The sequence below is a fragment of the Bacillus sp. SDLI1 genome, assembly GCF_001553895.1.
In the GTDB taxonomy this organism is placed as follows: Bacteria; Bacillota; Bacilli; order Bacillales; family Bacillaceae; genus Bacillus; species Bacillus siamensis.
In genome coordinates, this window is the sequence record NZ_CP013950.1 from 3,669,233 (window position 1) to 3,693,411 (window position 24,179).

Consider the following 24,179-nt stretch of genomic DNA (forward strand, 5'->3'; position numbering starts at 1 on the left):
AACTCACTTAGTTGACCTGACTCATGGCTTATATTATAATGTCAAAGTACATGTTTATATATGTATCTTTTTAAAGGTAGTCGATTGGTGTATTCGGAGGGAGGGAAAGAGAATGTCAAAAACGGTCGTTAGAAAAAACGAATCGCTTGAAGATGCTCTTCGTCGCTTCAAACGCAGTGTATCAAAGACAGGTACTTTGCAAGAAGCAAGAAAGCGCGAATTTTATGAAAAACCTAGCGTAAAGCGCAAGAAAAAGTCAGAAGCTGCTAGAAAACGCAAATTCTAAAAGAGGGTGGATTTATGAGTCTTCTTGAGCGACTTAACCAAGATATGAAGCTGTATATGAAAAGCCGTGAGAAAGACAAACTGACTGTCGTTCGAATGGTGAAAGCTTCACTTCAAAACGAAGCAATTAAGCTTAAGAAAGACAGTTTGACCGAGGATGAGGAACTTACTGTCCTATCTCGTGAACTTAAGCAACGTAAAGACTCCCTCCATGAATTTTCAAACGCTAATCGTTTAGATTTAGTAGATAAAGTTCAAAAAGAGCTGGACATTTTAGAAGTTTATTTACCGAAACAGCTTTCTGAAGAAGAGCTGCAGACAATCGTAAATGAAACCATCGCTGAAGTCGGTGCGAGCTCGAAAGCGGACATGGGCAAAGTGATGAGTGCTATTATGCCTAAAGTAAAAGGTAAAGCTGACGGCAGCGTGATTAACAGGCTTGTCAGCAGTCAATTATCTTAATTGACGAAGAAAAAGACATCTTTCCTCGAGAGATGTCTTTTTTTATACATAAAAAAATGAAACTAAAGTACATTTGTTACGTATATAAAGAAGAATGAAACGGGAAGGAGGGTATATCTGCCTTGTTCCGAAAAAAAACCGGAATTGCTGTTGCTCTATTGGGCTTGTTTGTATTATCTTTATTAGGAGTTCAATTGAACGCAAAAGCTGATCGTTCATCGGTTTATGTCATCCCGGTTGAGAAAAATGTCGAACAGGGGCTTGCTGCTTTTTTATCGCATTCTTTCAAAGAAGCGAAGGAATCCGGCGCGTCACACATTATTCTTGACATCAATACACCGGGAGGCGCCGTTCAATCAGCTTTGGATATTGCAGATGTCATTGGCGGCGCGGATGTGCCTGTTACCGCTTACGTGAATAAACGGGCGCTTTCTGCCGGGGCATATATAGCGCTTCAGGCTGATGACATTTATATGGCGCCGGGCGGAAAAATGGGTGCCGCAGCCATCATCGACGGCAAAGGAAACGCGGCAGACAAAAAGGCCCAATCACTGTGGCATGCAGAAATGGAGGACGCAGCGGCTAAAAACAACCGAAACCCGAAATACGCCCTGGCCATGGCAGACCCCGCCATCAATGCAAAAGAAGCGGGCGCTCCGAAGGGAAAACTGCTGACACTGACAGCTGAAAAAGCCAAGGAAGTCGGATATTCGGAGGGAACGGTTTCAAACCTCGATGCTTTATATACAAAGCTCGGTTTTGATAAAGCCGATGTTCACCATGCAAAAGAGGGTTTTGTCGGCAAATTGGGAAGATGGCTGACAAATCCGTTTGTTGTCCCCGTCTTATTAACGCTCGCTTTGCTTGGTTTGACCATTGAATTATTCTCGCCGGGCCTCGGCATACCGGGCGCCGTCGGACTGACGGCCATGCTGCTGTTTTTCACCGGGCATATCGCTGCCGGATTTGCCGGCTATGACAGTGTATTCTTATTTTGCGCAGGCTTGGTTTTTATCCTTTTAGAGATATTTCTGCCTGGAGGCATAATCGGTCTTATCGGTGTTGCAGGCGTCATCGCGAGCCTCTTTCTCGCTGCGGGCAGCTTTACTGTAATGGCGGTTTCTCTCTTGATCGCCTTTAGTGTGTCTATTGCTGCCTTTATCATATTAACAAGGGTGTTGGGGAAACGAATGAAATTCTTTAAGAAATTGATATTAACTGATTCAACAAGCACGGAGAACGGTTATGTTTCAAATCAGAACCGGACGGAGCTGTTGGGGAAAGTCGGTGTTACCGCTACAGCCCTCAGACCGTCAGGCACCGTTATTATTGATGATGAACGCCTTGATGTCGTTTCAGAAGGATCATTTACTGAAAAAGACAGACAGGTGAAAGTGGTGAAAGCGGAAGGCTCACGCATTGTCGTGAGAGAAATATAGATGATAATCTTGAGGAGGAATTAGATGGAACTGTCAAGTTTGGCGATTTTAGCAATAGTTGCAGCTGCCATAATTGTGTTAGCCATATTCTTCACCTTTGTACCGGTGATGCTATGGATTTCGGCACTTGCAGCAGGAGTCAGAATCAGCATTTTCACTTTGGTCGGGATGAGGCTGCGCCGCGTCATTCCAAGCCGCGTTGTCAACCCGTTAATTAAAGCGCACAAAGCCGGCCTGTCCGCAACAACAAATCAGCTCGAAAGCCATTACCTGGCGGGAGGTAATGTCGACAGGGTGGTCAATGCCCTGATTGCGGCACAGCGCGCCAATATTGAGCTGACATTTGAACGCTGCGCAGCCATTGACCTGGCCGGGCGTGACGTGTTGGAAGCCGTACAGATGAGCGTCAATCCGAAGGTCATTGAAACACCGTTTATCGCGGGTGTCGCCATGGACGGAATTGAAGTAAAAGCAAAAGCCAGAATCACGGTAAGAGCCAATATCGAGCGCCTTGTCGGAGGAGCGGGAGAAGAGACGGTTGTCGCCCGTGTCGGGGAAGGGATTGTCTCGACAATCGGTTCTTCGTATAATCATAAAAAAGTGCTTGAAAACCCTGATATGATTTCGCAGACCGTACTTGGCAAAGGGCTGGATTCAGGTACCGCATTTGAAATTCTCTCGATTGACATCGCCGACGTGGATATCGGCAAAAACATCGGAGCGATTCTGCAGACAGACCAGGCGGAAGCAGACAAAAACATTGCGCAGGCCAAAGCTGAAGAACGCCGCGCCATGGCCGTCGCCCAAGAGCAGGAAATGCGTGCGCGCGTAGAAGAAATGCGTGCGAAAGTCGTGGAAGCTGAAGCGGAAGTGCCGCTTGCGATGGCTGAAGCCTTACGTGAAGGAAACATTGGTGTCATGGATTATATGAACATAAAAAATATCGACGCTGACACGGACATGAGGGATTCTATCGGCAAGCTGACGAATGACCAGCAAGATGAAGACCAACAATAACCTCTCTATTAAGGAGGGAGCCGCTATATGCACGAGATTCTGACAAATCCGCTCGTCATTGCCGCCGTCATCGGCATTATATCGGCAATATTCGGCAAGAAAAACAAAGATGAAAAACGCCCGCCGAATAGACGTCCCGCAGATCAGAAAAAAAAGCAGGATCACACACAGCCGCCGAAAGAGCACAAGCCGGAAGCGGAAGAAATGCCTGCCGTTTCAAAAGAGAACCCTTTTGAGCAAAAAAGAAGGGAAGCTGAAAAGCGCCTTGCGGAGACAGAGCAGATGTTCAATGGGCTTGAACTTAAGCTGACATCTCAACGCACACGAAATGCGTCTCTGAAGAAATCAGCCCTCAAGATTAAGAAAGAAACTGCAGTGCAGGGCATCATATTCAGTGAGATTTTAGGTCCGCCCCGTGCAAAAAAACCGCACCGGACCATGCGGAGCATCGGTAAAAATTAAAGTGTTAGAACCCCTTTTCAAATCATACATATGAGATGAAAGGGGGTTCTTTTTTTATGGGGCAAAGAAAGAATCGTGTAAAGGCGTGGCTGACTAGAGCATTGGAAATTCCCCCGGACGTTATGATGGATCTGCCTCGCATTACGATGGTCGGCAGACTTCATATCTACATAGAAAATCACAGAGGCCTCTTGCTGTTCAGCGAAGAAGAAGTCAGGCTGATGCTCAAGCAGGGGCAATGTATCATATCAGGAAAAAACTTGGTCATTAAGGCAATCCTTCCTGAGGAAATTCTTTTGGAAGGCACGATAGATCACGTAAGATATGTCGATTCATAAAGCCGGGGGGAAATAATGTGAAAAACAAATGGCTGTCATTTTTTTCGGGTAAAGTCCAAATGGAAGTCAAAGGAAAAGGGATTGAACGGCTGCTTAATGAATGCACGAGAAACGGAATCGCCATCTTTGCGGTGAAAAAAAAGCAAGACTGTGTTCTGCTGATGATTCAGCTTCAAGATGTACATGCTTTCAGAAGAGTCATCAGAAAACATGAATGCAAAGCAAGCTTTACAAAAAGAAAGGGCCTGCCCTTTCTGCTTCTCAAATCAAAATTAAACCTGGGCTTCACTGCGGGATTTGTGATATTTTTCGTTATATTGTTTCTTTTGTCCAACATGATTTGGGACATTGATATTAAAGGGGCAAAGCCCGAAACCGAGCATCAGATGATGAAGCATCTGGAAGAAATCGGTGTAAAAAAAGGCCGTTTGCAATTTTTGATGATGACGCCGGAGAAAATTCAAAAATCATTAACAAACGGCATCGATAATATTACGTGGGTCGGTGTGGAATTGAACGGGACAGCCCTTCATATGAAAGTGGTCGAAAAAAATGAACCGACAAAAGAAAAGTACGTGAGCCCCCGCCATATCGTTGCCAAAAAGAAGGCGGTCATCAAAAGGATGTTCGTGCAAAAGGGGCAGCCGATGGCTTTTGTGAACGATCATGTTGACAAAGGACAGCTCCTCGTCTCAGGACTGATCGGAAATGAAGACCGGAAAGTCGCCTCAAAAGCGGAAATTTACGGAGAAACATGGTACAAGTCAGAAGTAACTGTGCCTCTTGAAACATCATTTACGCTATATACGGGTAAAGTAAGGACGAAGCACAAGCTGTCTTTCGGATCATGGGGCGTGCCTTTTTGGGGCTTCGGGTTTAATGAGGAGCCGCTGAAACATCCGAAAACAGAGGAAGAAAAGCATCCGTTTCAATTTCTGGGGCTGAAGCTTCCGGTATCTTACGTCAAAGAACAGACAAGAGAAAGCGAAACATCCGTGCGGACTTATACGAAGGACGAAGCGGTTCAGGCCGGCATCAAAATGGGCAGACAAGACGTAGAGAAGCGATTAAGCGGCAGCGGAGAGGTGGAAAGTGAAAAAGTTTTGCACCAATCCGTTGAGAATGGTAAAGTAAAGTTGATTATTCTCTACCAAGTTATAGAAGATATCGTGCAAACCACACCTATTGTTCAGGGAGACTAAAGAATGGCAGAACATTTACTTGCGATTAATCACAAACTGAAAAGCCCGGATGAAGCACTTTCTTTGTTCGGCAGCCAAGATGCCTTTTTACATTTAATGGAGAAGGATCTGGGCGTAAGCATCATCACACGCGGTGAAACCATTTACGTTTCCGGCAATGATGAGTCTTTTGAGATTGCTGACAGATTATTGGGCTCGCTCCTTACTTTAATCCGCAAGGGGATCGAGATTTCGGAACGTGATGTGCTGTATGCCGTGAAAATGGCAAAGAAAGATGAACTGGACTATTTTGAAAGCATGTATGAAGAGGAAATAACGAAAACGGCAAAAGGCAAACCGATCCGTGTCAAAACCATCGGCCAGAGAGAATATGTTGCGGCGATGAAGAAAAACGACATGGTGTTCGGTATCGGGCCGGCGGGAACCGGCAAAACATATTTGGCGGTCGTAAAAGCGGTGCATGCTTTAAAAAACGGCCACATTAAAAAAATCATTTTAACAAGACCCGCTGTGGAAGCCGGCGAAAGCCTCGGTTTTCTGCCCGGAGACTTAAAGGAAAAAGTAGATCCTTATCTGCGCCCGCTGTATGACGCGCTCCACGATGTGCTCGGAAGCGACCATACGGAGCGTCTGATGGAAAGAGGGGTTATCGAAATCGCCCCGCTTGCCTATATGAGAGGGCGGACGCTTGACGACGCATATGTGATTCTTGATGAAGCCCAGAATACCACTCCCGCTCAAATGAAAATGTTTTTGACGAGATTGGGTTTTGGCTCTAAAATGATCATTACGGGCGACGTAAGCCAAATTGACCTGCCGAAAGGCGTCACATCGGGACTTGCAGTAGCGAGGGATATGCTGAATGACATAAACGGCATTTCCGTGATTGAACTTGACCAGACAGATGTGGTCAGACATCCGCTTGTTGCAAAGATTATTGAAGCTTATGATAAGCAAAAGTAATGCAAAAATGACCCGATCTCCCGTTATCGGGTCATTTTTATATGATGTGTTCCTGATGTTTCAGGGAGGAGGTTCTTGTTTTGAAAAAGAAGGGAAAGGGTAAAAGCGCCCGGGAACGGTTCCGCACTTTCAGACATGCCCGCTCAGCCCATGTACTGCTGTATCTGCTGCTTTCAGCGATCATGTTTGGTTTGCTCTTTATTCATGTAAAACCTGAATCACTTAATTTGGATTTGTTCTCAGTCAGTGATAAGACGATTTACGCGCCCGCCACAGTGGAAGATCAGCAGGCGACGGAAGCGAAAAAACAGGCGGCCGAAGATGCAGTAGAAGATCAATACACTCTGAAAAAAGGCTATACCGACAACCGGCTTGACCTGATCACCTCCATATTTGACAGCATCGGAGAAGTGAAAACAGATGCGGATAAAGACAAAAAGTCACCTTCGGAAAAATCGCTGGTCAAATCGGTGAAAAGCAAGCTGACACAGGATGTCAATGAATCCATCTCGGAAGATGCCATTAAATCGCTTCTCCATGCGAACAATGAAGATTTTTCATTTGTGAGGGATTCTGTCATAACCGCAGTGAACACGGTGATGAGCAGTGAAATTCCTTCTGAAAAGCTTGCTGAAGCGAAGGATAAGGTCGCCAAAGAGCTGAAAAGCGCCTCCGTGCCGTCAAAATATTTAGCGGCTGCGACTGAAATCGGAAAATATGCGGTGATCCCGAATTACGTGTTTGATCCGAAAGCGACCGATGAAAAACGTCAGGAAGCGTCAGACAGCGTTCAGCCGGTGCAGATCAAACAAGGACAGGTTCTCGTGGAAGAGAATGACCTGATCGACCGGGAAGTATACAGAAAGCTCGAACTGACGGGGCTTTTGAATAATTCCAACCTGTTAAAGCCGATCAGCGGTCTGCTTCTGATGATCGGGCTGTTTATTGCCACGCTTGTCTACTATTTCGAGAAACAGCAGCAGGAGCTTAAGCTGAAAAATAAATCCCTATTGCTGTTTTCTATCATTACAACGCTTATTCTCGTCATAATGGAAGTCGTCAGTCTCTTTCAGAAGATTGAATACACCAACATCGGCTATCTGGTTCCGATCGCCGCCGGCGCGATTTTGTTCAGGCTGCTGCTCAATGAAAGGCTTGCCATTTTAGGGAGCATCATTCTGGCGATTTGCGGCAGTATGATGTTTAATCAGGGTGTGACGGGCACATTTAATTATGTGATCGGTATCTACTATTTAATCAGCAGCATTTCAGGCATTCTGTTTTTGGGGAAACATAACGTGAGATCAAAAATATTGCAGGCGGGATTGTTCGTCTCATTTATTAATATGATTATCGTGCTGTCGCTTTTATTAATCCAAAACACGGCGCTGTCGCCCGTTGAAATCGGAACGCTGATGCTGATGGGGGTCGTCTCGGGACTGGCTTCATCCGTTTTGATTATCGGTCTGATGCCGTTTTTTGAGACGGGATTCGGCATTCTTTCTACAATGAGGCTGATTGAACTGTCTAATCCGAACCATCCCCTGCTTCGGAAGATTTTAACGGAAACACCCGGTACATATCATCACAGCGTCATGGTGGCGAATTTGTCGGAAGCGGCCTGTGAAGCTGTAGGGGCAAACGGTCTTTTGGCAAGGGTCGGAGCGTATTATCACGATCTCGGCAAAACGAAACGCCCGCAATATTTTATTGAAAATCAGATGAATATGGATAATCCGCATGACAAGCTGTCTCCTCAGCTCAGCAAAAATATTATCATCGCGCATACGACAGACGGTGCGAATATGCTCAGAAGCTATAAGTTTCCGAAAGAGCTCGTGGATATCGCAGAGCAGCATCACGGAACGTCTCTTTTGAAATTCTTTTATTATAAAGCGAAGGAAAAGGGCGACCAGATTACAGAGCAAGAGTTCCGCTACCCGGGGCCGAAGCCGCAATCAAAAGAAGCCGCAATCATTTCAGTGGCCGACAGCGTTGAAGCTGCCGTCCGTTCCATGCATAATCCCAATCCCGAACGGATTGAAAAACTGGTGCGCGGAATTATATCCGACAAGCTTCAGGACGGGCAGTTCTCAGAATGTGATCTCACGTTCCGAGAGCTGGATACGATCGCAAAAACACTATGTGCGACTTTAAAAGGAATTTTCCACTCCCGGATTGAATATCCGGAGGCTACGAAGAAGGTGAAATAAATGGGTTTACTCATAGATATTGTTGATGAAACAAACAGCGTCTCAGCCGATGCGCTCCAAGAAGTAGAAAAGCTGCTTCAATTTGCGGCGGAAAAAGAAGGCGTTCAGGATCAGGCTGAAGTATCCGTTACGATTGTGACAAATGAGGAAATCAGAGAAATCAACAGAGACTACCGGGGAAAAGACACCCCGACTGACGTCATTTCGTTTGCACTTGAGGAAGAAGGCGAAGACGAGGTTGAAATCGTGGGCGCTGACATGCCGCCTGTTTTAGGAGATATTATCATCAGTGCCGACAGAACGAAGGAGCAGGCTGAAGAGTACGGCCATTCGTTTATGAGAGAGCTTGGCTTTCTGGCAGTCCACGGCTTTTTGCATCTGCTGGGCTATGATCACATGACAAAAGAAGAAGAGGAAGAAATGTTTTCAAAGCAAAAGGATTTGCTGGATGAGTATGGACTCACGAGATCATAAAAACGAGTGGAGCAGATTCCTGAAAAGCTTTGTCCATGCATGGAGGGGAATCTGGAAAACGGCGCGGTCAGAGCGGAATTTTCAATTTCACATCATCGCGGCCTGCGCCGTTATCCTTTGCGGTTTTCTCACCGGGCTCAATACGGCCGAATGGGCCGTTATTTTGATCCTGATCGGCGGAATGCTTACTCTTGAGCTTGTAAATACGGCGATAGAGCATGTTGTTGATTTAGTTACCGATCAGTATCATCCGCTCGCAAAAGCGGCAAAGGATGCGGCAGCCGGAGCCGTTTGCGTCTTTGCCGTGATTTCGTGTATTATTGGTTTACTCATCTTCTTGCCGAAGATATGTTAGCAGAAGATTCTTACAATTATTTTACATTGCCAAAAATGGGCGTGAAAAACCAATCATAATTATGTAAAATAAAAGTGACAGCGGTATCATTCAGGATTAAGGTAAGAGAGGAAAAGTACACATGAACAGACAAGAATTGATTCAAGAAGCATTAACAGCACGGGACACAGCGTATGTGCCGTATTCAAACTTCAGAGTGGGAGCCGCTCTTCTTACCAAAGACGGAAAAGTGTACAGAGGCTGCAACATCGAGAATGCGGCATACAGCATGTGCAACTGTGCTGAACGCACGGCGATATTCAAAGCTGTTTCCGAGGGGGATACGGAATTTGCGATGCTCGCCGTGGCTGCGGACACTCCGGGACCGGTTTCACCGTGCGGAGCCTGCAGACAAGTAATTTCCGAGCTGTGCTCAAAGGATATGCTTGTTATTCTGACCAACTTACAAGGACAAATAAAAGAAATGACTGCGGAAGAATTATTGCCGGGCGCATTTTCATCGGAGGATTTACATGACGAACGAAAGCTTTAAATCAGGATTTGTATCAATCATCGGAAGACCGAATGTTGGTAAGTCGACCTTTTTAAACAGGGTCATCGGTCAAAAGATCGCCATCATGAGCGACAAACCCCAGACGACAAGAAATAAAGTCCAAGGGGTGCTGACAACAGGCACATCGCAGACCATTTTTATTGATACACCGGGCATTCACAAACCGAAGCACAAGCTTGGCGATTTTATGATGAAAGTGGCGCAGAACACGCTGAAAGAAGTTGACTTGGTGTTATTTATGATTAACGCCGAGGAAGGGTACGGAAAGGGCGACGAGTTTATCATTGAAAAGCTTGGACAGACGTCCACGCCGGTCTTTTTGATCGTAAACAAAATTGATAAGATCCACCCTGATCAGCTCCTTCTTTTAATTGATGAGTACCGTTCGCGCTATCCGTTTAAGGAAATCGTGCCGATCTCAGCATTGGAAGGAAACAACGTCGAGACCCTGCTCACGCAGATTGAAGCGTATTTACCGGAAGGGCCTCAGTTCTATCCGAGCGATCAGGTGACTGACCATCCTGAGCGGTTTATTATTTCTGAACTGATCAGGGAAAAGGTGCTCCATCTTACAAGGGAAGAAGTGCCGCACAGCATCGCTGTCGCTATCGAGTCCATTAAAGGGCAGGAGAACGGCTCCGTCCATGTCGCCGCCACCATCGTGGTCGAGCGGGATTCTCAAAAAGGAATCGTCATCGGGAAAAAAGGAGCTCTTCTGAAAGAAGTCGGCAAAAGAGCGCGGGCTGATATTGAAGCGCTGCTGGGCTCACGCGTTTACCTGGAACTATGGGTGAAAGTGCAGAAGGACTGGCGGAATAAAATGTCTCAGCTGCGTGATTTCGGCTTCAAAGAGGATGAATATTAAGTTATCTGAGGCGCATGCCTGATGTGTGGGATTACCTCACAGAAACAGGGATTCGTTAGCAAAATTTGTTTAACATGAAAAGGAGGACATCAGGTCAAGATAAGGGTAAGAATTTGGATTGGCAAGCTAGTTTAATGATGAAAGGTGGGTTTTTTGTGTTGAATTTTACCTGGAACGTATTTTCTCAAACAGGAAGTGTTGATACGTACCTTCTTTTTAAAGAACTGGAAAAAGAGAACCTGGAAAGACCCGAAGAACCGGAAGATGAGCTAGCCCGTATTGATTTTCCAATTTTGTAAACCTCTTGGCCCCTCCCGTTGTTGGAAGGTGCGGAAATGCTGACAAAATGTGAAGGAATCGTGCTCCGTACGAATGACTACGGAGAGACGAATAAAATCGTGACATTGCTGACGAGGGAACACGGCAAAATCGGCGTCATGGCAAGGGGTGCCAGGAAGTCAGCCAGCCGGCTGTCAGCAGTCAGCCAGCCTTTTTTGTACGGGTCATTTTTAATGCAAAGAACATCCGGACTCGGCACGCTCCAGCAGGGTGAAATGATTCTCAGCATGAGAACGATCAGAGAAGACTTGTTTTTGACGGCATATGCCGCTTTTATCGCTGAACTCACTGACAAAGGAACGGAAGAGAAGAAACCGAACCCCTATTTATTCGAATTGATTCTCGAATCCTTTAAGAGGCTGAATGAGGGGACTGACCCGGACGTGATCACCTTCATCGTTCAGATGAAAATGCTTGGCGTCATGGGGCTGTATCCGGAGCTGAATCATTGTGTCCACTGTAAAAGCCGGGACGGGACGTTTCATTTTTCGATAAGAGATAACGGTTTTATCTGCCACCGCTGCTTTGAAAAAGATCCGTACAAAGTTCCGATTTCGCCGCAAACGGCAAGGCTGCTAAGGCTTTTTTATTACTTTGATATCGGAAGGCTCGGCAGCGTCTCGTTAAAGCACGAAACCAAAAATGAAATAAAACAGGTCATTGATCTGTATTACGAGGAATATTCAGGGCTTTATTTAAAGTCAAAGCGGTTTTTAGATCAGATGGAAAGCATGAAGAACCTTTTGGATGAAAACAAAAGTTGACATTCTGCCCATCTTTTTATATGATCATTTATTATAAAATATGTTGCAGTGACAGAAAGAAGTACTTGCGTCCAACTCATATAAGCGACCTTAGGACAGTGTAAGCTAGGGATGAGCGCGCAACGAAAGGCATTCTTGAGCAACTCTTTAAAAAGAGGCTGAGCGATTCACATCCTCAGCAACTAGGGTGGAACCGCGGGAGAACTCTCGTCCCTATGTTTGCGGCTGGCAAGCATAGAGACGGGAGTTTTTTGATTGCCGCCGCACTTGTAAAAGAATGGAGAAAGTGGAGGTGCTTGAAATGAACATTCAAGATATGATTTTAACCTTGCAGAAACACTGGTCTAATGAAGGCTGTGTGCTCATGCAGGCGTATGATGTGGAGAAAGGCGCAGGCACAATGAGCCCGTATACATTTTTACGAAGCATCGGACCCGAGCCGTGGAAAGTGGCTTACGTTGAGCCTTCCAGACGGCCTGCGGACGGACGGTACGGAGAAAACCCGAACAGACTTTATCAGCATCACCAATTCCAAGTCATTATCAAGCCGTCGCCTGATAACATCCAGGAGCTTTACCTGGATTCATTGCGCGCGCTCGGTATTGATCCGCTCGAGCATGATATTCGTTTCGTAGAAGACAACTGGGAAAACCCGTCTTTAGGCTGTGCGGGCCTTGGCTGGGAAGTATGGCTTGACGGTATGGAAATCACCCAGTTTACGTACTTCCAGCAGGTGGGCGGAATTGAATGTAAACCGGTGTCTGTTGAGATTACGTACGGCATTGAGCGTCTTGCGTCTTATATTCAGGATAAAGAAAACGTCTTTGATCTTGAATGGACATCAGGATTCACAGTGAAAGATTTGTTTATGATGGCTGAATATGAACATTCCGTTTACACATTTGAAACATCAGATGTGGATATGCTTTTCCATTTGTTCAGCACTTACGAAAAAGAAGCGATCAGACAAATGGATAACGGCCTTGTGCATCCGGCCTATGATTATGTGCTGAAGTGCTCTCACACATTTAACCTGCTGGACGCAAAAGGCGCAATCTCAGTGACAGAGCGGACGGGTTATATCGGACGGGTCCGCAACTTAGCTAGAAAAGTAGCCAAAACGTATTATGAAGAACGGGAAAAATTAGGGTTCCCAATGCTTAAAGAGGAGGGCTCTTCCCATGAGTAAACAAGATTTGCTTTTAGAGATCGGACTCGAGGAAATGCCGGCGCGTTTTTTACATGACAGCATGGTGCAGCTCGGTGACAAACTGACCGGCTGGCTGACTGAAAAAAATATTGCCCACGGTGAAGTGAAACTTTTTAATACACCGAGACGTCTGGCAGTATATATAAAAGACGTAGCAGAAAAACAGGCTGATATTCAGGAAGAAGCAAAAGGACCGGCGAAAAAAATCGCTCTGGATGCTGACGGAAACTGGACAAAAGCCGCTATCGGATTTTCCAAAGGCCAAGGCGCCGGAGTGGATGACCTGTATATAAAAGACGTAAACGGCACGGAATATGTTTTCGTCCAAAAATTCCAGGCGGGACAAGAGACGAAAACACTTTTACCGCAGCTGGAAAACTTGATTACCGGAATGCATTTCCCGAAAAACATGCGCTGGGGCACACAGGATCTGCGTTATATCCGTCCGATCAAATGGATTGCCGCTCTCTTCGGAAAAGACGTCATTCCGTTTGAAATCACGAATGTAGAGACGGGCCGGAACACACAGGGACACCGTTTTCTCGGTCAAGAAGTATCTGTTGATGCACCGTCATCATACGAAGAGCTGCTGAAAGAACAGCACGTCATTGCTGATCCGAAAGTGCGCAAACAAATGATTCAGGGGCAGCTGGACGCGCTGGCAAACGAAAAGAAATGGAATATTCCGATAGATGAAGATCTGCTGAACGAAGTCAATCATCTGGTGGAATATCCGACAGCGCTTTACGGCTCTTTTGAACCCGAGTTTCTTTCTTTACCTGAAGAAGTGCTTGTGACAACTATGAAAGAGCATCAGCGCTACTTCCCGGTAAAAGATGAAAACGGGAATCTGCTGCCTCATTTTATTACGGTAAGAAACGGGAACAGCCATGCCCTTGAAAATGTTGCCCGCGGAAACGAGAAAGTGCTGAGAGCAAGACTTTCAGATGCTGCGTTCTTCTACAAGGAAGACCAAAAGCTGAACATCGATGAAAATGTGAAGAAACTGGAAAATATCGTTTTCCATGAAGAGCTCGGTTCCCTCGGGGATAAAGTAAGAAGAGTGGTCACCATTGCGGGTAAACTTGCGGTCCGCCTGAATGCTGATGAACAGACGCAAAAACATGTGAAGCGCGCCGCAGAGATTTCTAAATTTGACCTTGTTACACATATGATCTATGAGTTCCCTGAGCTTCAAGGCGTCATGGGAGAAAAATATGCGCGCATGCTCGGTGAAGATGAAGCCGTCGCTGCCGCGGTAAATGAGCACTACATGCCGAGAGCGGCCGGGGGAGAGGTGCCTTCAACCTTTACCGGTGCGGTCGTGGCATTAGCCGATAAACTGGACACGATGGCTTCCTTCTTCAGCATTGACGTGATCCCGACAGGTTCTCAGGATCCGTATGGATTGCGCCGTCAGGCAAGCGGCATCGTTTCCATTCTGATCGACCGCAACTGGGGCATCTCTTTTAAAGAACTGCTGTCATTGACAGAAACGGAAAAAGAAAATGAGCTTCTTGATTTCTTTACACAGCGTCTGAAATACGTCTTAAACGCTGAAGACATCCGTCATGACGTGATTGAAGCCGTTCTGGACAGCACGGAGCTTGAGCCGTATGCAGCTGTTTCTAAAGCAAAAGTGCTTGAGAAACACCTCGGCACACCTGGATTTAAAGAAACGGCTGAATCACTGGGACGGGTCATCTCCATCAGTAAAAAAGGCGAGAGCCGTGATATCAAGCCGGATCTGTTTGAAAATGAACAGGAGAAAAACCTGTTTGACGCTTATCAAAAAACAAAAGACAGCGTCGCGGAAAGCTTTGCCTCTAAAAACTATGAACAGGCGCTGGCCGCGCTCAGCGGATTAAAGGAGCCGATCGAAGATTACTTTAATCACACGATGGTCAATGCGGACGATGAAGCATTAAAAACCAACCGTTTAGCGCAAATGACTGCACTTGCAGATGTGATCAAGTCTTTTGCTAATATGAATCATCTTATTGTAAAATAAAGAAAAAGACGGTTGCTGTGTGATCGGCAATCGTCTTTTCCCCTTTTACATAAACATCACAGAATGAAAAACATAGATAAAGAAACCCTTCCATAAAGGTGGTGAGTACGATCGAATTAAATAAACGGCAAGAACAAATTTTACAAATTGTAAAGGAAAACGGCCCGATTACCGGAGAGCATATTGCAGAACAGCTCAATTTAACAAGAGCCACGCTGCGGCCGGACTTGGCCATACTCACCATGTCAGGCTTCTTAGAGGCCCGTCCCCGGGTCGGTTATTTTTATACCGGAAAAACGGGAAATCAGCTGCTTGCGGATAAACTGAAAAAGCTGCAAGTGAAAGATTTTCAATCGATCCCTGTCGTCATCAATGAAAACGTCTCAGTATACGATGCCATCTGCACCATGTTTTTAGAAGATGTCGGCACGTTATTTGTCGTAGATCGTGATGCTGTCTTAGTCGGTGTGCTGTCACGCAAAGATTTGCTGCGGGCGAGCATCGGCCAGCAGGAACTTGCCTCAATACCGGTTCATATTATTATGACCAGAATGCCCAATATCGCCGTCTGCCGGCGTGACGATTATGTGATGGACATCGCCAAATATTTGATTGAGAAACAGATCGATGCCCTGCCCGTTATTAAAGATACGGATAAAGGCTTTGAGGTCATCGGCCGCTTTACCAAAACGAATATGACCAAGATACTTGTCAGTTTATCAGAGAATGAAATCATATAAGCTTGAAAACTAACGGGGGATAACATGGACAATCGCATCATTTATGTAGTATCAGACTCAGTCGGAGAAACCGCCGAACTCGTTGTAAAAGCCTCGCTCAGCCAGTTTAACGGCTCAGCCGATGATACGCATATCAGAAGAATACCTTATGTGGAAGATATCGGCACCATTAATGAAGTCGTGTCTCTCGCCAAAGCGGACGGCGGCATTATCTGTTTTACGCTCGTTGTTCCTGAAATGCGCAAATACTTAGTTGAACAAGCGGAAAAAGCGAATGTGATGTACTACGATATTATCGGTCCGCTCATCGACAAAATGGAAACAGCCTACGGTTTGGCGGCGAAATATGAACCGGGCCGCGTCCGCCAGCTTGATGAAGATTATTTCAAAAAGGTCGAGGCGATCGAGTTTGCCGTTAAATATGACGACGGGAGGGACCCAAGAGGCATTTTAAAAGCCGATATCATCCTGCTCGGCGTATCAAGAACGTCTAAAACCCCATTATCTCAATATCTTGCCCATAAGCGCCTGAAAGTGGCCAACGTGCCGATCGTGCCTGAAGTCGATCCGCCGGAAGAACTGTTCAGCGTTGATCCGAAAAAATGCATCGGGTTAAAAATCAGCCCTGATAAACTGAACCATATTCGAAAAGAACGGTTAAAATCTCTCGGCTTAAATGACAAAGCCATTTACGCCAATATCAACAGAATTAAAGAAGAGCTGGAGTATTTTGAGAAAATCGTGGATCGGATCGGCTGCCAAGTCGTTGACGTTTCGAACAAAGCGGTCGAGGAAACAGCGAACATCATTCATCATCTGAAAACAAAGGGCCGATAACTCAGGACGCTTTATCCTGGGTTTTTGGGTATGCAAATAGGGAATAAACAAAAAGGATGGCATCTTCGCGAAGTTTGTATTATAATAAAAAATTGTGATAAAATGTTTATTTTTAGGTTTAAGCTTAGTGTGATACGAATAAACTATTACGGGTAAGATGTCAAGAATAACTCCCGGAAATTTTTCGACAAAGACTCAAAATAGATCCGCAGTCATGGAGCATATGCGATTTCGCTTGTTTTTATGCAGGAGATTGATGGAGGGATGGAGAATTAGTCTTCTAAATGAAAAAGAAAAGACGATTTTTGTCGATGCAGACGCATGCCCCGTAAAAGAGGAAATCTTGCTCATTGCATCGCAATTCAGCGTTCGTGTTATTTTCGTCGCATCATTTGAACACTACCAGCTTTCCAGAAGCAAAGACGAGAACTGGATATACGTAGATCCTCATAAAGAAGCGGCAGATTTATACATCGCAAACCATGTGAGATCGGGAGACGTCGTAGTCACGCAGGATATCGGTTTAGCATCTCTTCTGCTGAACAGAAATATCGCCGTCTTATCGGAAAGGGGCCGTTCTTATACTGAAGACACGATTGACTTCGCTCTGATGAGCCGTCATATGTCAGGCAAAATGAGAAGAAGCGGCATCTATTCCAAAGGACCTAAAAAATTAAATAAAGAAGATCGGAATCGATTTGTTACCCTGCTTAAAAAAATCCTGTCGAATGATGAAGGGATTTCAAATCAAAACATCGAATAATGTACGACGGAGTGTTATAAGATGGGAAACCGCATACCAGATGAAGTAGTTAATCAGGTGCAGCAGTCAGCAGACATTGTTGAAGTCATAGGTGATTATGTCCAATTGAAAAAGCAAGGCCGCAACTACTTTGGGCTCTGTCCGTTTCACGGTGAAAACACGCCCTCGTTTTCCGTCTCCAGTGATAAGCAGATCTTTCATTGCTTCGGATGCGGAGCGGGCGGGAACGTTTTCTCTTTCTTACGGCAGATGGAAGGCTATTCATTTACGGAAGCTGTTTCTCACCTTGCTGATAAATATCAGATTGATTTCCCTGATGATATAACGATTCACTCTGCATCCAGGCCGGAATCTTCCGGAGACCAGAAGATGGCGGAAGCTCACGAGCTTCTGAAGAAATTTTACCATCATTTGCTAATGAATACAAAGGAAGGCCAGGAAGCGTTAGATTACCTTTTATCAAGGGGTTTTACGAAAGAGCTCATAGATGAGTTTGAAATCGGCTACGCGCTGGATTCCTGGGATTTCATGACGAAATTCTTGAAAAAGCGCGGTTTTGAGGAAGAACTGATGGAGAAAGCGGGTCTGCTGATCAGAAGGGAAGACGGCAGCGGATATTTTGACCGTTTCAGAAACAGAATCATGTTTCCCATTCATGATCATCACGGAGCCGTGGCGGCTTTTTCAGGAAGGGCGCTCGGAAGCCAGCAGCCGAAATATATGAACAGTCCGGAAACGCCGCTGTTTCATAAATCTAAGCTGCTGTACAACTTCCATAAGGCCCGCCTGCCGATCAGGAAAGAGGAGAGAGCCGTTCTGTTTGAAGGCTTTGCGGATGTCATTTCCGCCGTAAGCTCAGGCGTAAAAGAAAGTATCGCCACAATGGGGACGTCGCTCACCGAAGAGCATGTGAAAATCCTGAGAAGAAATGTTCAGGAGGTCATTCTCTGCTACGATTCGGATAAAGCCGGGTACGAAGCTACGCTGAAAGCGGCCGACCTGCTTCAGAAAGCTGATTGTAAGGTAAGAGTAAGCATGATGCCTGACGGTCTTGATCCTGATGACTATGTCAGAACCCGGGGCGGAGGAAAATTCAAGACAGATATCATTGATGCAAGCGTTACGGTCATGGCTTTTAAAATGCAATATTTCCGCAAAGGGAAAAACTTATCTGACGAAGGAGACCGGCTCGCTTACATGAAAGAAGTGCTGAAAGAAATCAGCGCTCTTTCGGGGTCGCTTGAGCAGGAAATGTATGTGAAGCAGCTCGCCTCCGAATTTTCTCTTTCGGTAGAGTCTTTGACTGAACAGCTTTCCATCTATGCCGCCCAAAACGCCCCCGGCGGCAAAAACGCCGAACCGCAGCCAAGACGGGCCCGGGTGACGACAAAAGCGAAACGGCGCCGTCTCCGTCCCGCCTATGAGAATGCGGAAAGACTTCTTCTCGCTCATATGCTGAGAGACCGAAACGTCATAAAGAAAGTGATTGAGCGTGTCGGCTTTGAATTTAACATTGACGGACATCGTGCGCTGGCAGCATATCTGTACGCTGTTTATGAAGAGGGCGCTGACATGACGCCGCAGCATCTTATGGCGAGAATGCAGGATGATGAAATCAGCCAGCTGCTTTCAGATATAGGGATGCTCCAAATAAACGAGGAGCTCTCAGAGGCCGAGTTATCCGATTATGTAAAAAAAGTGTTGGATCACCGAAAATGGTCAATGATAAAGGAAAAAGAAGCAGAACGAGCGGATGCAGAGAGGCAGAAAGACTTTGTGAAAGCTGCGTCTCTGGCTCAAGAAATTGTCGCATTGAACCGATCATTAAAATAACATCAAAAAAGAGGCTTGCGTTCTCTTGGCAATGATTCCTTGCGGAGGAGCAAATAGATCGCTTGACCTCATCATGAATTGTCACTTATTATCCGCTGCCCTGCATGCTGAAAAAGAGAGAAGGCTCCCGGGACGGATAAGAAACATACCGCTTTTAGAATTCGTTGCAAGCTTTGGAAGGAGGGATCCATAATGGCTGATAAACAAACCCACGAGACAGAAACAGAACTTACACTGGATCAGGTAAAAGACCAGCTTACTGAAACCGGAAAAAAACGTGGCGTTTTAACATATGAAGAAATTGCTGAACGCATGTCCAGCTTTGAAATTGAATCAGACCAAATGGATGAGTATTATGAATTTTTAGGAGAACAAGGTGTTGAATTAATTAGTGAAAATGAAGAAACGGAAGATCCTAATATTCAACAGCTTGCCAAAGCCGAAGAAGAATTTGACCTTAATGACCTCAGCGTACCGCCTGGCGTAAAGATCAATGATCCAGTCCGCATGTACCTTAAGGAAATCGGACGGGTAAATCTTCTTTCTGCTAAAGAAGAAATCACCTATGCTCAAAAAATTGAAGAAGGTGACGAAGAATCTAAACGCAGATTGGCTGAAGCAAACCTTCGTTTAGTTGTCAGCATTGCTAAACGGTATGTCGGCCGCGGCATGCTTTTCTTAGACTTGATTCAAGAAGGAAACATGGGTCTCATGAAAGCCGTCGAAAAGTTTGACTACCGTAAAGGATATAAATTCAGTACGTATGCGACTTGGTGGATCAGACAGGCGATTACACGCGCCATCGCTGACCAGGCGAGAACGATCCGTATCCCGGTTCACATGGTGGAAACGATCAACAAATTAATCCGTGTGCAGCGTCAGCTTCTTCAGGATCTGGGCAGAGAGCCGTCACCGGAAGAGATTGCTGAAGACATGGATCTTACGCCTGAAAAAGTTCGTGAAATATTAAAAATTGCCCAAGAGCCTGTTTCTTTAGAAACGCCGATCGGTGAAGAAGACGATTCACATCTCGGTGATTTCATTGAAGACCAGGAAGCGACGTCTCCGTCGGATCATGCGGCATATGAGCTTTTGAAAGAACAGCTGGAAGATGTGCTGGATACGTTGACGGATCGTGAAGAAAATGTGCTGCGTCTCCGTTTCGGTCTGGATGACGGACGCACAAGAACGCTTGAAGAAGTCGGCAAAGTGTTTGGAGTAACGAGAGAGCGTATTCGCCAAATTGAAGCAAAAGCGCTTCGTAAATTGAGACATCCAAGCAGAAGCAAACGTCTGAAGGATTTTCTCGAATAGAATGGAACGGGTCTGTTGATCCGTTCTTTTTTACGTATAAGATATATGGATAATATACCTTTATTTTACTGGATAAGCATGTGTTTTGCAAATGGGTTCGGAAAAATGCGGCATGTCCTGAATAGAGGGAAAGCGAGATAAGTTAATTTATATTCCTTATTGTAAGCGTATACAATTCATTATACAATAGAATAAAGACAATTTTGGGTAAACAAAACAGTTATTTTTGTTTATGTATAAATTGTGAAATCAAAGAAATTGCTTAATGAGACCATTTACATTTTGTAAAAATAAGTTAGAATTAGAAGTGTTTACATAGGGGGAGAATGAAAAAGGGGGATGGAGATATGAAGTGGAATCCGCTGATTCCTTTTTTGCTCATCGCAGTTCTGGGAATAGGGCTGACTTTCTTTCTGTCAGTAAAAGGGAATGGAGATGCGCATCAGATCGCAAGCGGCGGTGAAAGCAAAAATGCCGAAAAGGAAACTGCAAACGCTTCACCTGAAGAGATTTATAAAGCGAACTGCATCACCTGTCACGGGGAGAACTATGAAGGTGTCTCAGGGCCGAGCTTAAAAGGCGTCGGCAAAAGAAAAGATGTCGCTGCGATTAAAACGAGAATTGAAAAAGGCGGCAACGGGATGCCAGCCGGCCTTGTCCCGGCCGAAAAGATGGATGACATGGCAAAATGGGTTTCTGAGATTAAATAAAGCTTTACCTGTCCCTATATAAAAGACATATGAAAAACTCTATCCGCCGCTTGGATTCCGGGCGGTTTTTTTATATGATAGTAAAGGAAAAAGAACCTGAGAAAAGTTGTGATATTGTGAATGAAATGAAGTTATCTAAAAGATTGCAGTCTGTAGCGGAATATATCCCTCCAGGTGCCCTGGTGGCTGATATCGGGTCAGACCATGCGTATCTTCCCTGCTATGCCGTTTTGAATCATCTGGCAAGCCGCGCAATCGCCGGTGAAATTACAGACGGGCCGTTTCTATCCGCCAAACAGCAGGTGGAAAAACTGGACTTAAGCGCCCTTATCTCCGTAAGGAAAGGTGACGGGCTGAGCGTCCTTGAAAAGGGAGAAGCGGACGCCATCACAATCGCGGGCATGGGCGGAGCGCTGATCGCTCATATTTTGGAGTCCGGAAAAACAAAACTGACGGGGCGTGAACGGCTGATTCTGCAGCCGAATATTCATGCCGTTCATATAAGAGAGTGGCTTTATCAGGAAGGCTATGAACTGATTGACGAAGTGATTCTCGAAGAAGACGGTAAGTGTTATGAAATACTCGTCGCGGAAACCGGCGACCGTGATGCGCCGTACCGGGACACCACGATGGCTGCCGGAATGCTTGCCGGTCCGTTTTTGTTAAAAGAAAAGAGTGAAGTGTTTCTTCGGAAATGGAGTCAGGAACTTAAGCATACTGAACAAATTTATGAACAGATCAGCCGCAGCGCAAAGAATGAAAACCATGAAAAATTAGCTGAATTGAAAGAGCGGATCATACTGCTGAAGGAGGTAATCGGACATGCCTAAACATGTGAACGGACAGGAAATCATCCAGCTGTTTGAACAATTTTCACCGAAGGCTTTTGCGGTGGAAGGAGACAAAATCGGTCTGCAGATCGGCACATTGAATAAGCCGGTGAAAAATGTCATGGTCACGCTGGATGTTCTGGAACAGACGGTGGATGAAGCCATTGAAAAAAAGGTTGACTTAATTATCGCTCACCATCCGCCGATTTTTCGGCCGCTTAAACAGATCACCACCGATCAGCCTGGCGGAAGATTGATTGAGAAATGTATAAAGCATGATATTGCCGTATATGCGGCTCATACGAATCTTGATGTGGCGGACGGCGGTGTTAACGATCTGCTTGCGGAAGCTCTCGGCCTGACAGACACAGAAGTGCTCGTTCCGACATATTCGGACCCGCTGAAAAAGCTAGCCGTGTATGTGCCGAAAGACTATGAAGAAGCTGTAAGAACCGCACTCGGCAATGCCGGAGCGGGACATATCGGCAATTACAGCCATTGCGCATTCTCTTCTGAGGGAATCGGCAGCTTTAAACCGCTGGACGGGGCAGACCCGTTTATCGGACAGACGGGAGAGCTGGAACTCGTCCATGAAGTGAGACTTGAGACCGTTTTTCCGGCAAGTATGGAGAAAACCATCGTAAAAGCGCTGAAAAAAAGCCATCCGTATGAAGAGGTGGCGTATGATATTTATCCGGTGGAGCAGTCCCCGCTTGAAAAAGGACTCGGCCGCATCGGAAAACTTCAGCAAGACATGACGCTTGAAGAGTTTGCGCTGTTTGTGAAAGAGAAATTTGACGTCAACGGAGTCCGGATGGTCGGAGAGCGAAACAGCAAGGTGAAAAAAGTCGCAGTGCTTGGCGGTGACGGAAATAAATATATTTACCAGGCTAAGCGGAAGGGTGCAGATGTTTACGTGACGGGCGACCTTTATTTCCATGTAGCGCATGACGCGATGATGATGGGGTTAAACGTCGTAGACCCGGGGCATTATGCTGAAAAGATCATGAGAAAAGGCACTGCTGAGAAGCTTACGGCAATGGCCGGGGAGAAAAATTACGACGTGCGTATTTTCGCTTCCGAAACAGACACAAATCCATTTACCTTCCTATAAAAAAACTGAGGCCAGGGGCCTCAGTTTTTTATTTTTACTTTCGGAAGGATTTTTTTGAGCGGCACATTGTGCTCAAGCTGCCATGTCGATTCATCGTTATGGTCAAACTGCTCTAAAAACCGGATGACTTCCTTTGTAATCGGTGTCGGTGTTGAAGCGCCCGCGGTAACGGCGACGGTATTGACGTCTTTGAGCCATTCGAGCTTCAATTCACTGATGTCTCCGATGCGGTAGGCTTTTGTTCCGGCGATTTCTTCTGACACTTGAGCCAGCCTGTTGGAGTTATTGCTTTTCGGATCGCCGACAACAATGGTTAAGTCCGCTTTTTTTGCCTGCTCTGAGACAGCTTCTTGACGAACCTGTGTGGCCAGACAGATTTCCTGATGATATTCCACGTGCGGGTACTTTTCTTGGACTGATTCCATAATATCATGGACGTCCCACTGGGACATGGTCGTTTGGTTTGTAACGATTAATTTCTCAGCCTGAATATCGAGGTTTCTCACGTCTTCCTCTGTTTCAACGAGATGAACGATTTCAGGGGCGACGCCGACGGCTCCTTCTGGCTCGGGGTGGCCTTTTTTGCCGATATAAATGACGTGGTAGCCTTCTGCTTTTACTTTTCGGATTAAGTCATGTGTTTTCGTGACGTCCGGGCATGTGGCGTCAATCGCAACAAGCCCTTTTTCCTCAGCGGCTTTTCTTACTTCCGGAGATACTCCGTGTGCGGTGAAAATAACGGTTCCTTTTTCCACCTGCTTTAAAATCTCCAGACGGTTAGTGCCGTCAAGCGTGTAAATTCCGTCTTCTTCAAACGCATCTGTGACATGCTTATTATGAACGATCATTCCGAGTATATATATAGGTCTTGGCAAACTTTTATCGAGTGCCGCGTTTTTGGCTATGACCATGGCATCAACAACGCCGTAACAATAGCCGCGCGGCGAGATTTTGATAACGTCCAATGTAGATGTCCTCCTATCAAAAGTGAGTGTAGAGGCAATATAAAAAGCCGTAGTTAAACGGCTCAAATCTTGCATTCTTCTGATCTCATTATAGCTAATCTTTCGTGAGATATCAAAGAAT

At 45.7% G+C, this 24,179-nt stretch carries 25 protein-coding genes and 1 pseudogene; 25 read left to right on the forward strand and 1 reads right to left on the reverse strand.

All coding sequences use genetic code 11. The annotated features are described in order from the left end of the window. Positions 1–112: 112 nt before the first annotated feature. The 25 genes and pseudogenes from rpsU to AUL54_RS18110 all read left to right on the forward strand — a co-directional run bounded on the left by rpsU (position 113) and on the right by AUL54_RS18110 (position 23,093). Positions 113–286: a 30S ribosomal protein S21 gene (gene rpsU / locus AUL54_RS17995; protein WP_003152957.1), complete on the forward strand. Its 174-nt coding sequence runs from the start codon at positions 113–115 to the stop codon at positions 284–286. A gap of 14 nt (positions 287–300) precedes the next feature. After that, complete coding sequence (locus AUL54_RS18000) at positions 301–747, forward strand: GatB/YqeY domain-containing protein (RefSeq protein WP_007408278.1); 447 nt, start codon at positions 301–303, stop codon at positions 745–747. Positions 748–869: 122 nt separating this feature from the next. Next, positions 870–2,186, forward strand: coding sequence for an NfeD family protein (locus AUL54_RS18005; RefSeq protein ID WP_060964724.1), 1,317 nt, complete (start codon positions 870–872; stop codon positions 2,184–2,186). Between the two features lie 24 nt (positions 2,187–2,210). Further along, the gene (gene floA / locus AUL54_RS18010) at positions 2,211–3,203 is read left to right on the forward strand and encodes a flotillin-like protein FloA (protein WP_060964725.1); all 993 of its coding nucleotides are present in this window, start codon (positions 2,211–2,213) and stop codon (positions 3,201–3,203) included. 27 nt (positions 3,204–3,230) lie between these two features. After that, a complete protein-coding gene (locus AUL54_RS18015; protein WP_060964726.1) occupies positions 3,231–3,665 on the forward strand; it encodes a hypothetical protein in 435 nt (144 codons plus the stop codon). A gap of 56 nt (positions 3,666–3,721) precedes the next feature. Further along, positions 3,722–4,003 (forward strand): sporulation protein YqfC, encoded by a 282-nt coding sequence (gene yqfC, locus AUL54_RS18020; protein WP_003152966.1) that lies wholly within the window; start codon positions 3,722–3,724, stop codon positions 4,001–4,003. Positions 4,004–4,020: 17 nt separating this feature from the next. Next, a pseudogene (gene yqfD / locus AUL54_RS18025) lies at positions 4,021–5,245 on the forward strand (sporulation protein YqfD). Next, positions 5,209–6,168: a PhoH family protein gene (locus AUL54_RS18030; protein WP_045926742.1), complete on the forward strand. Its 960-nt coding sequence runs from the start codon at positions 5,209–5,211 to the stop codon at positions 6,166–6,168. Before yqfD ends, AUL54_RS18030 begins: the two are co-directional and overlap by 37 nt. Positions 6,169–6,248: 80 nt before the next feature. Next, entirely contained in the window at positions 6,249–8,381 is a 2,133-nt protein-coding gene (locus AUL54_RS18035) for an HD family phosphohydrolase (RefSeq protein WP_060964728.1), read from the forward strand. Then, complete coding sequence (ybeY, locus tag AUL54_RS18040) at positions 8,382–8,855, forward strand: rRNA maturation RNase YbeY (RefSeq protein WP_003152973.1); 474 nt, start codon at positions 8,382–8,384, stop codon at positions 8,853–8,855. Further along, positions 8,836–9,210 (forward strand): diacylglycerol kinase family protein, encoded by a 375-nt coding sequence (locus tag AUL54_RS18045; RefSeq protein ID WP_060964729.1) that lies wholly within the window; start codon positions 8,836–8,838, stop codon positions 9,208–9,210. The genes ybeY and AUL54_RS18045 overlap by 20 nt, the downstream gene beginning before the upstream one ends. 121 nt (positions 9,211–9,331) lie before the next feature. After that, on the forward strand, positions 9,332–9,742 hold the full coding sequence (locus tag AUL54_RS18050) for a cytidine deaminase (RefSeq protein ID WP_016938918.1): 411 nt from the start codon (positions 9,332–9,334) through the stop codon (positions 9,740–9,742). Continuing rightward, on the forward strand, positions 9,723–10,628 hold the full coding sequence (gene era / locus AUL54_RS18055) for a GTPase Era (RefSeq protein ID WP_016938919.1): 906 nt from the start codon (positions 9,723–9,725) through the stop codon (positions 10,626–10,628). Before AUL54_RS18050 ends, era begins: the two co-directional genes overlap by 20 nt. 155 nt (positions 10,629–10,783) lie before the next feature. Further along, on the forward strand, positions 10,784–10,927 hold the full coding sequence (locus AUL54_RS20910) for a YqzL family protein (RefSeq protein WP_007408286.1): 144 nt from the start codon (positions 10,784–10,786) through the stop codon (positions 10,925–10,927). 36 nt (positions 10,928–10,963) lie between these two features. Next, positions 10,964–11,731, forward strand: a complete 768-nt coding sequence (gene recO, locus AUL54_RS18060; RefSeq protein WP_060964730.1) for a DNA repair protein RecO — start codon at positions 10,964–10,966, stop codon at positions 11,729–11,731. Between the two features lie 301 nt (positions 11,732–12,032). Next, on the forward strand, positions 12,033–12,920 hold the full coding sequence (gene glyQ, locus AUL54_RS18065; RefSeq protein WP_060964731.1) for a glycine--tRNA ligase subunit alpha: 888 nt from the start codon (positions 12,033–12,035) through the stop codon (positions 12,918–12,920). Then, positions 12,913–14,952 carry a glycine--tRNA ligase subunit beta gene (gene glyS / locus AUL54_RS18070; protein ID WP_060964732.1) on the forward strand — a complete coding sequence of 680 codons (2,040 nt, stop codon included), beginning with the start codon at positions 12,913–12,915 and terminating at the stop codon, positions 14,950–14,952. Before glyQ ends, glyS begins: the two co-directional genes overlap by 8 nt. Positions 14,953–15,053: 101 nt before the next feature. Next, positions 15,054–15,692: a transcriptional regulator CcpN gene (gene ccpN / locus AUL54_RS18075; RefSeq protein WP_003152989.1), complete on the forward strand. Its 639-nt coding sequence runs from the start codon at positions 15,054–15,056 to the stop codon at positions 15,690–15,692. Positions 15,693–15,716: 24 nt separating this feature from the next. Beyond that, on the forward strand, positions 15,717–16,529 hold the full coding sequence (locus AUL54_RS18080; RefSeq protein ID WP_060964733.1) for a pyruvate, water dikinase regulatory protein: 813 nt from the start codon (positions 15,717–15,719) through the stop codon (positions 16,527–16,529). 256 nt (positions 16,530–16,785) lie between these two features. Continuing rightward, positions 16,786–17,292 carry a YaiI/YqxD family protein gene (locus AUL54_RS18085; protein WP_045926739.1) on the forward strand — a complete coding sequence of 169 codons (507 nt, stop codon included), beginning with the start codon at positions 16,786–16,788 and terminating at the stop codon, positions 17,290–17,292. A 21-nt stretch (positions 17,293–17,313) separates the two neighbouring features. Next, positions 17,314–19,125 carry a DNA primase gene (gene dnaG / locus AUL54_RS18090; protein WP_060964734.1) on the forward strand — a complete coding sequence of 604 codons (1,812 nt, stop codon included), beginning with the start codon at positions 17,314–17,316 and terminating at the stop codon, positions 19,123–19,125. 192 nt (positions 19,126–19,317) lie between these two features. Continuing rightward, a complete protein-coding gene (gene rpoD, locus AUL54_RS18095; RefSeq protein WP_016938926.1) occupies positions 19,318–20,439 on the forward strand; it encodes an RNA polymerase sigma factor RpoD in 1,122 nt (373 codons plus the stop codon). Between the two features lie 347 nt (positions 20,440–20,786). Then, a complete protein-coding gene (gene cccA / locus AUL54_RS18100; protein ID WP_060964735.1) occupies positions 20,787–21,149 on the forward strand; it encodes a cytochrome c550 in 363 nt (120 codons plus the stop codon). 182 nt (positions 21,150–21,331) lie between these two features. After that, the gene (locus tag AUL54_RS18105) at positions 21,332–21,979 is read left to right on the forward strand and encodes a tRNA (adenine(22)-N(1))-methyltransferase (protein ID WP_235588431.1); all 648 of its coding nucleotides are present in this window, start codon (positions 21,332–21,334) and stop codon (positions 21,977–21,979) included. After that, a complete protein-coding gene (locus tag AUL54_RS18110; RefSeq protein ID WP_060964737.1) occupies positions 21,972–23,093 on the forward strand; it encodes a Nif3-like dinuclear metal center hexameric protein in 1,122 nt (373 codons plus the stop codon). Before AUL54_RS18105 ends, AUL54_RS18110 begins: the two co-directional genes overlap by 8 nt. Positions 23,094–23,113: 20 nt before the next feature. Here AUL54_RS18110 and AUL54_RS18115 read toward each other — a convergent pair whose 3' ends face one another. Then, entirely contained in the window at positions 23,114–24,058 is a 945-nt protein-coding gene (locus AUL54_RS18115; protein WP_060964738.1) for a 4-hydroxy-3-methylbut-2-enyl diphosphate reductase, read from the reverse strand. Between the last annotated feature and the right edge of the window lie 121 nt (positions 24,059–24,179).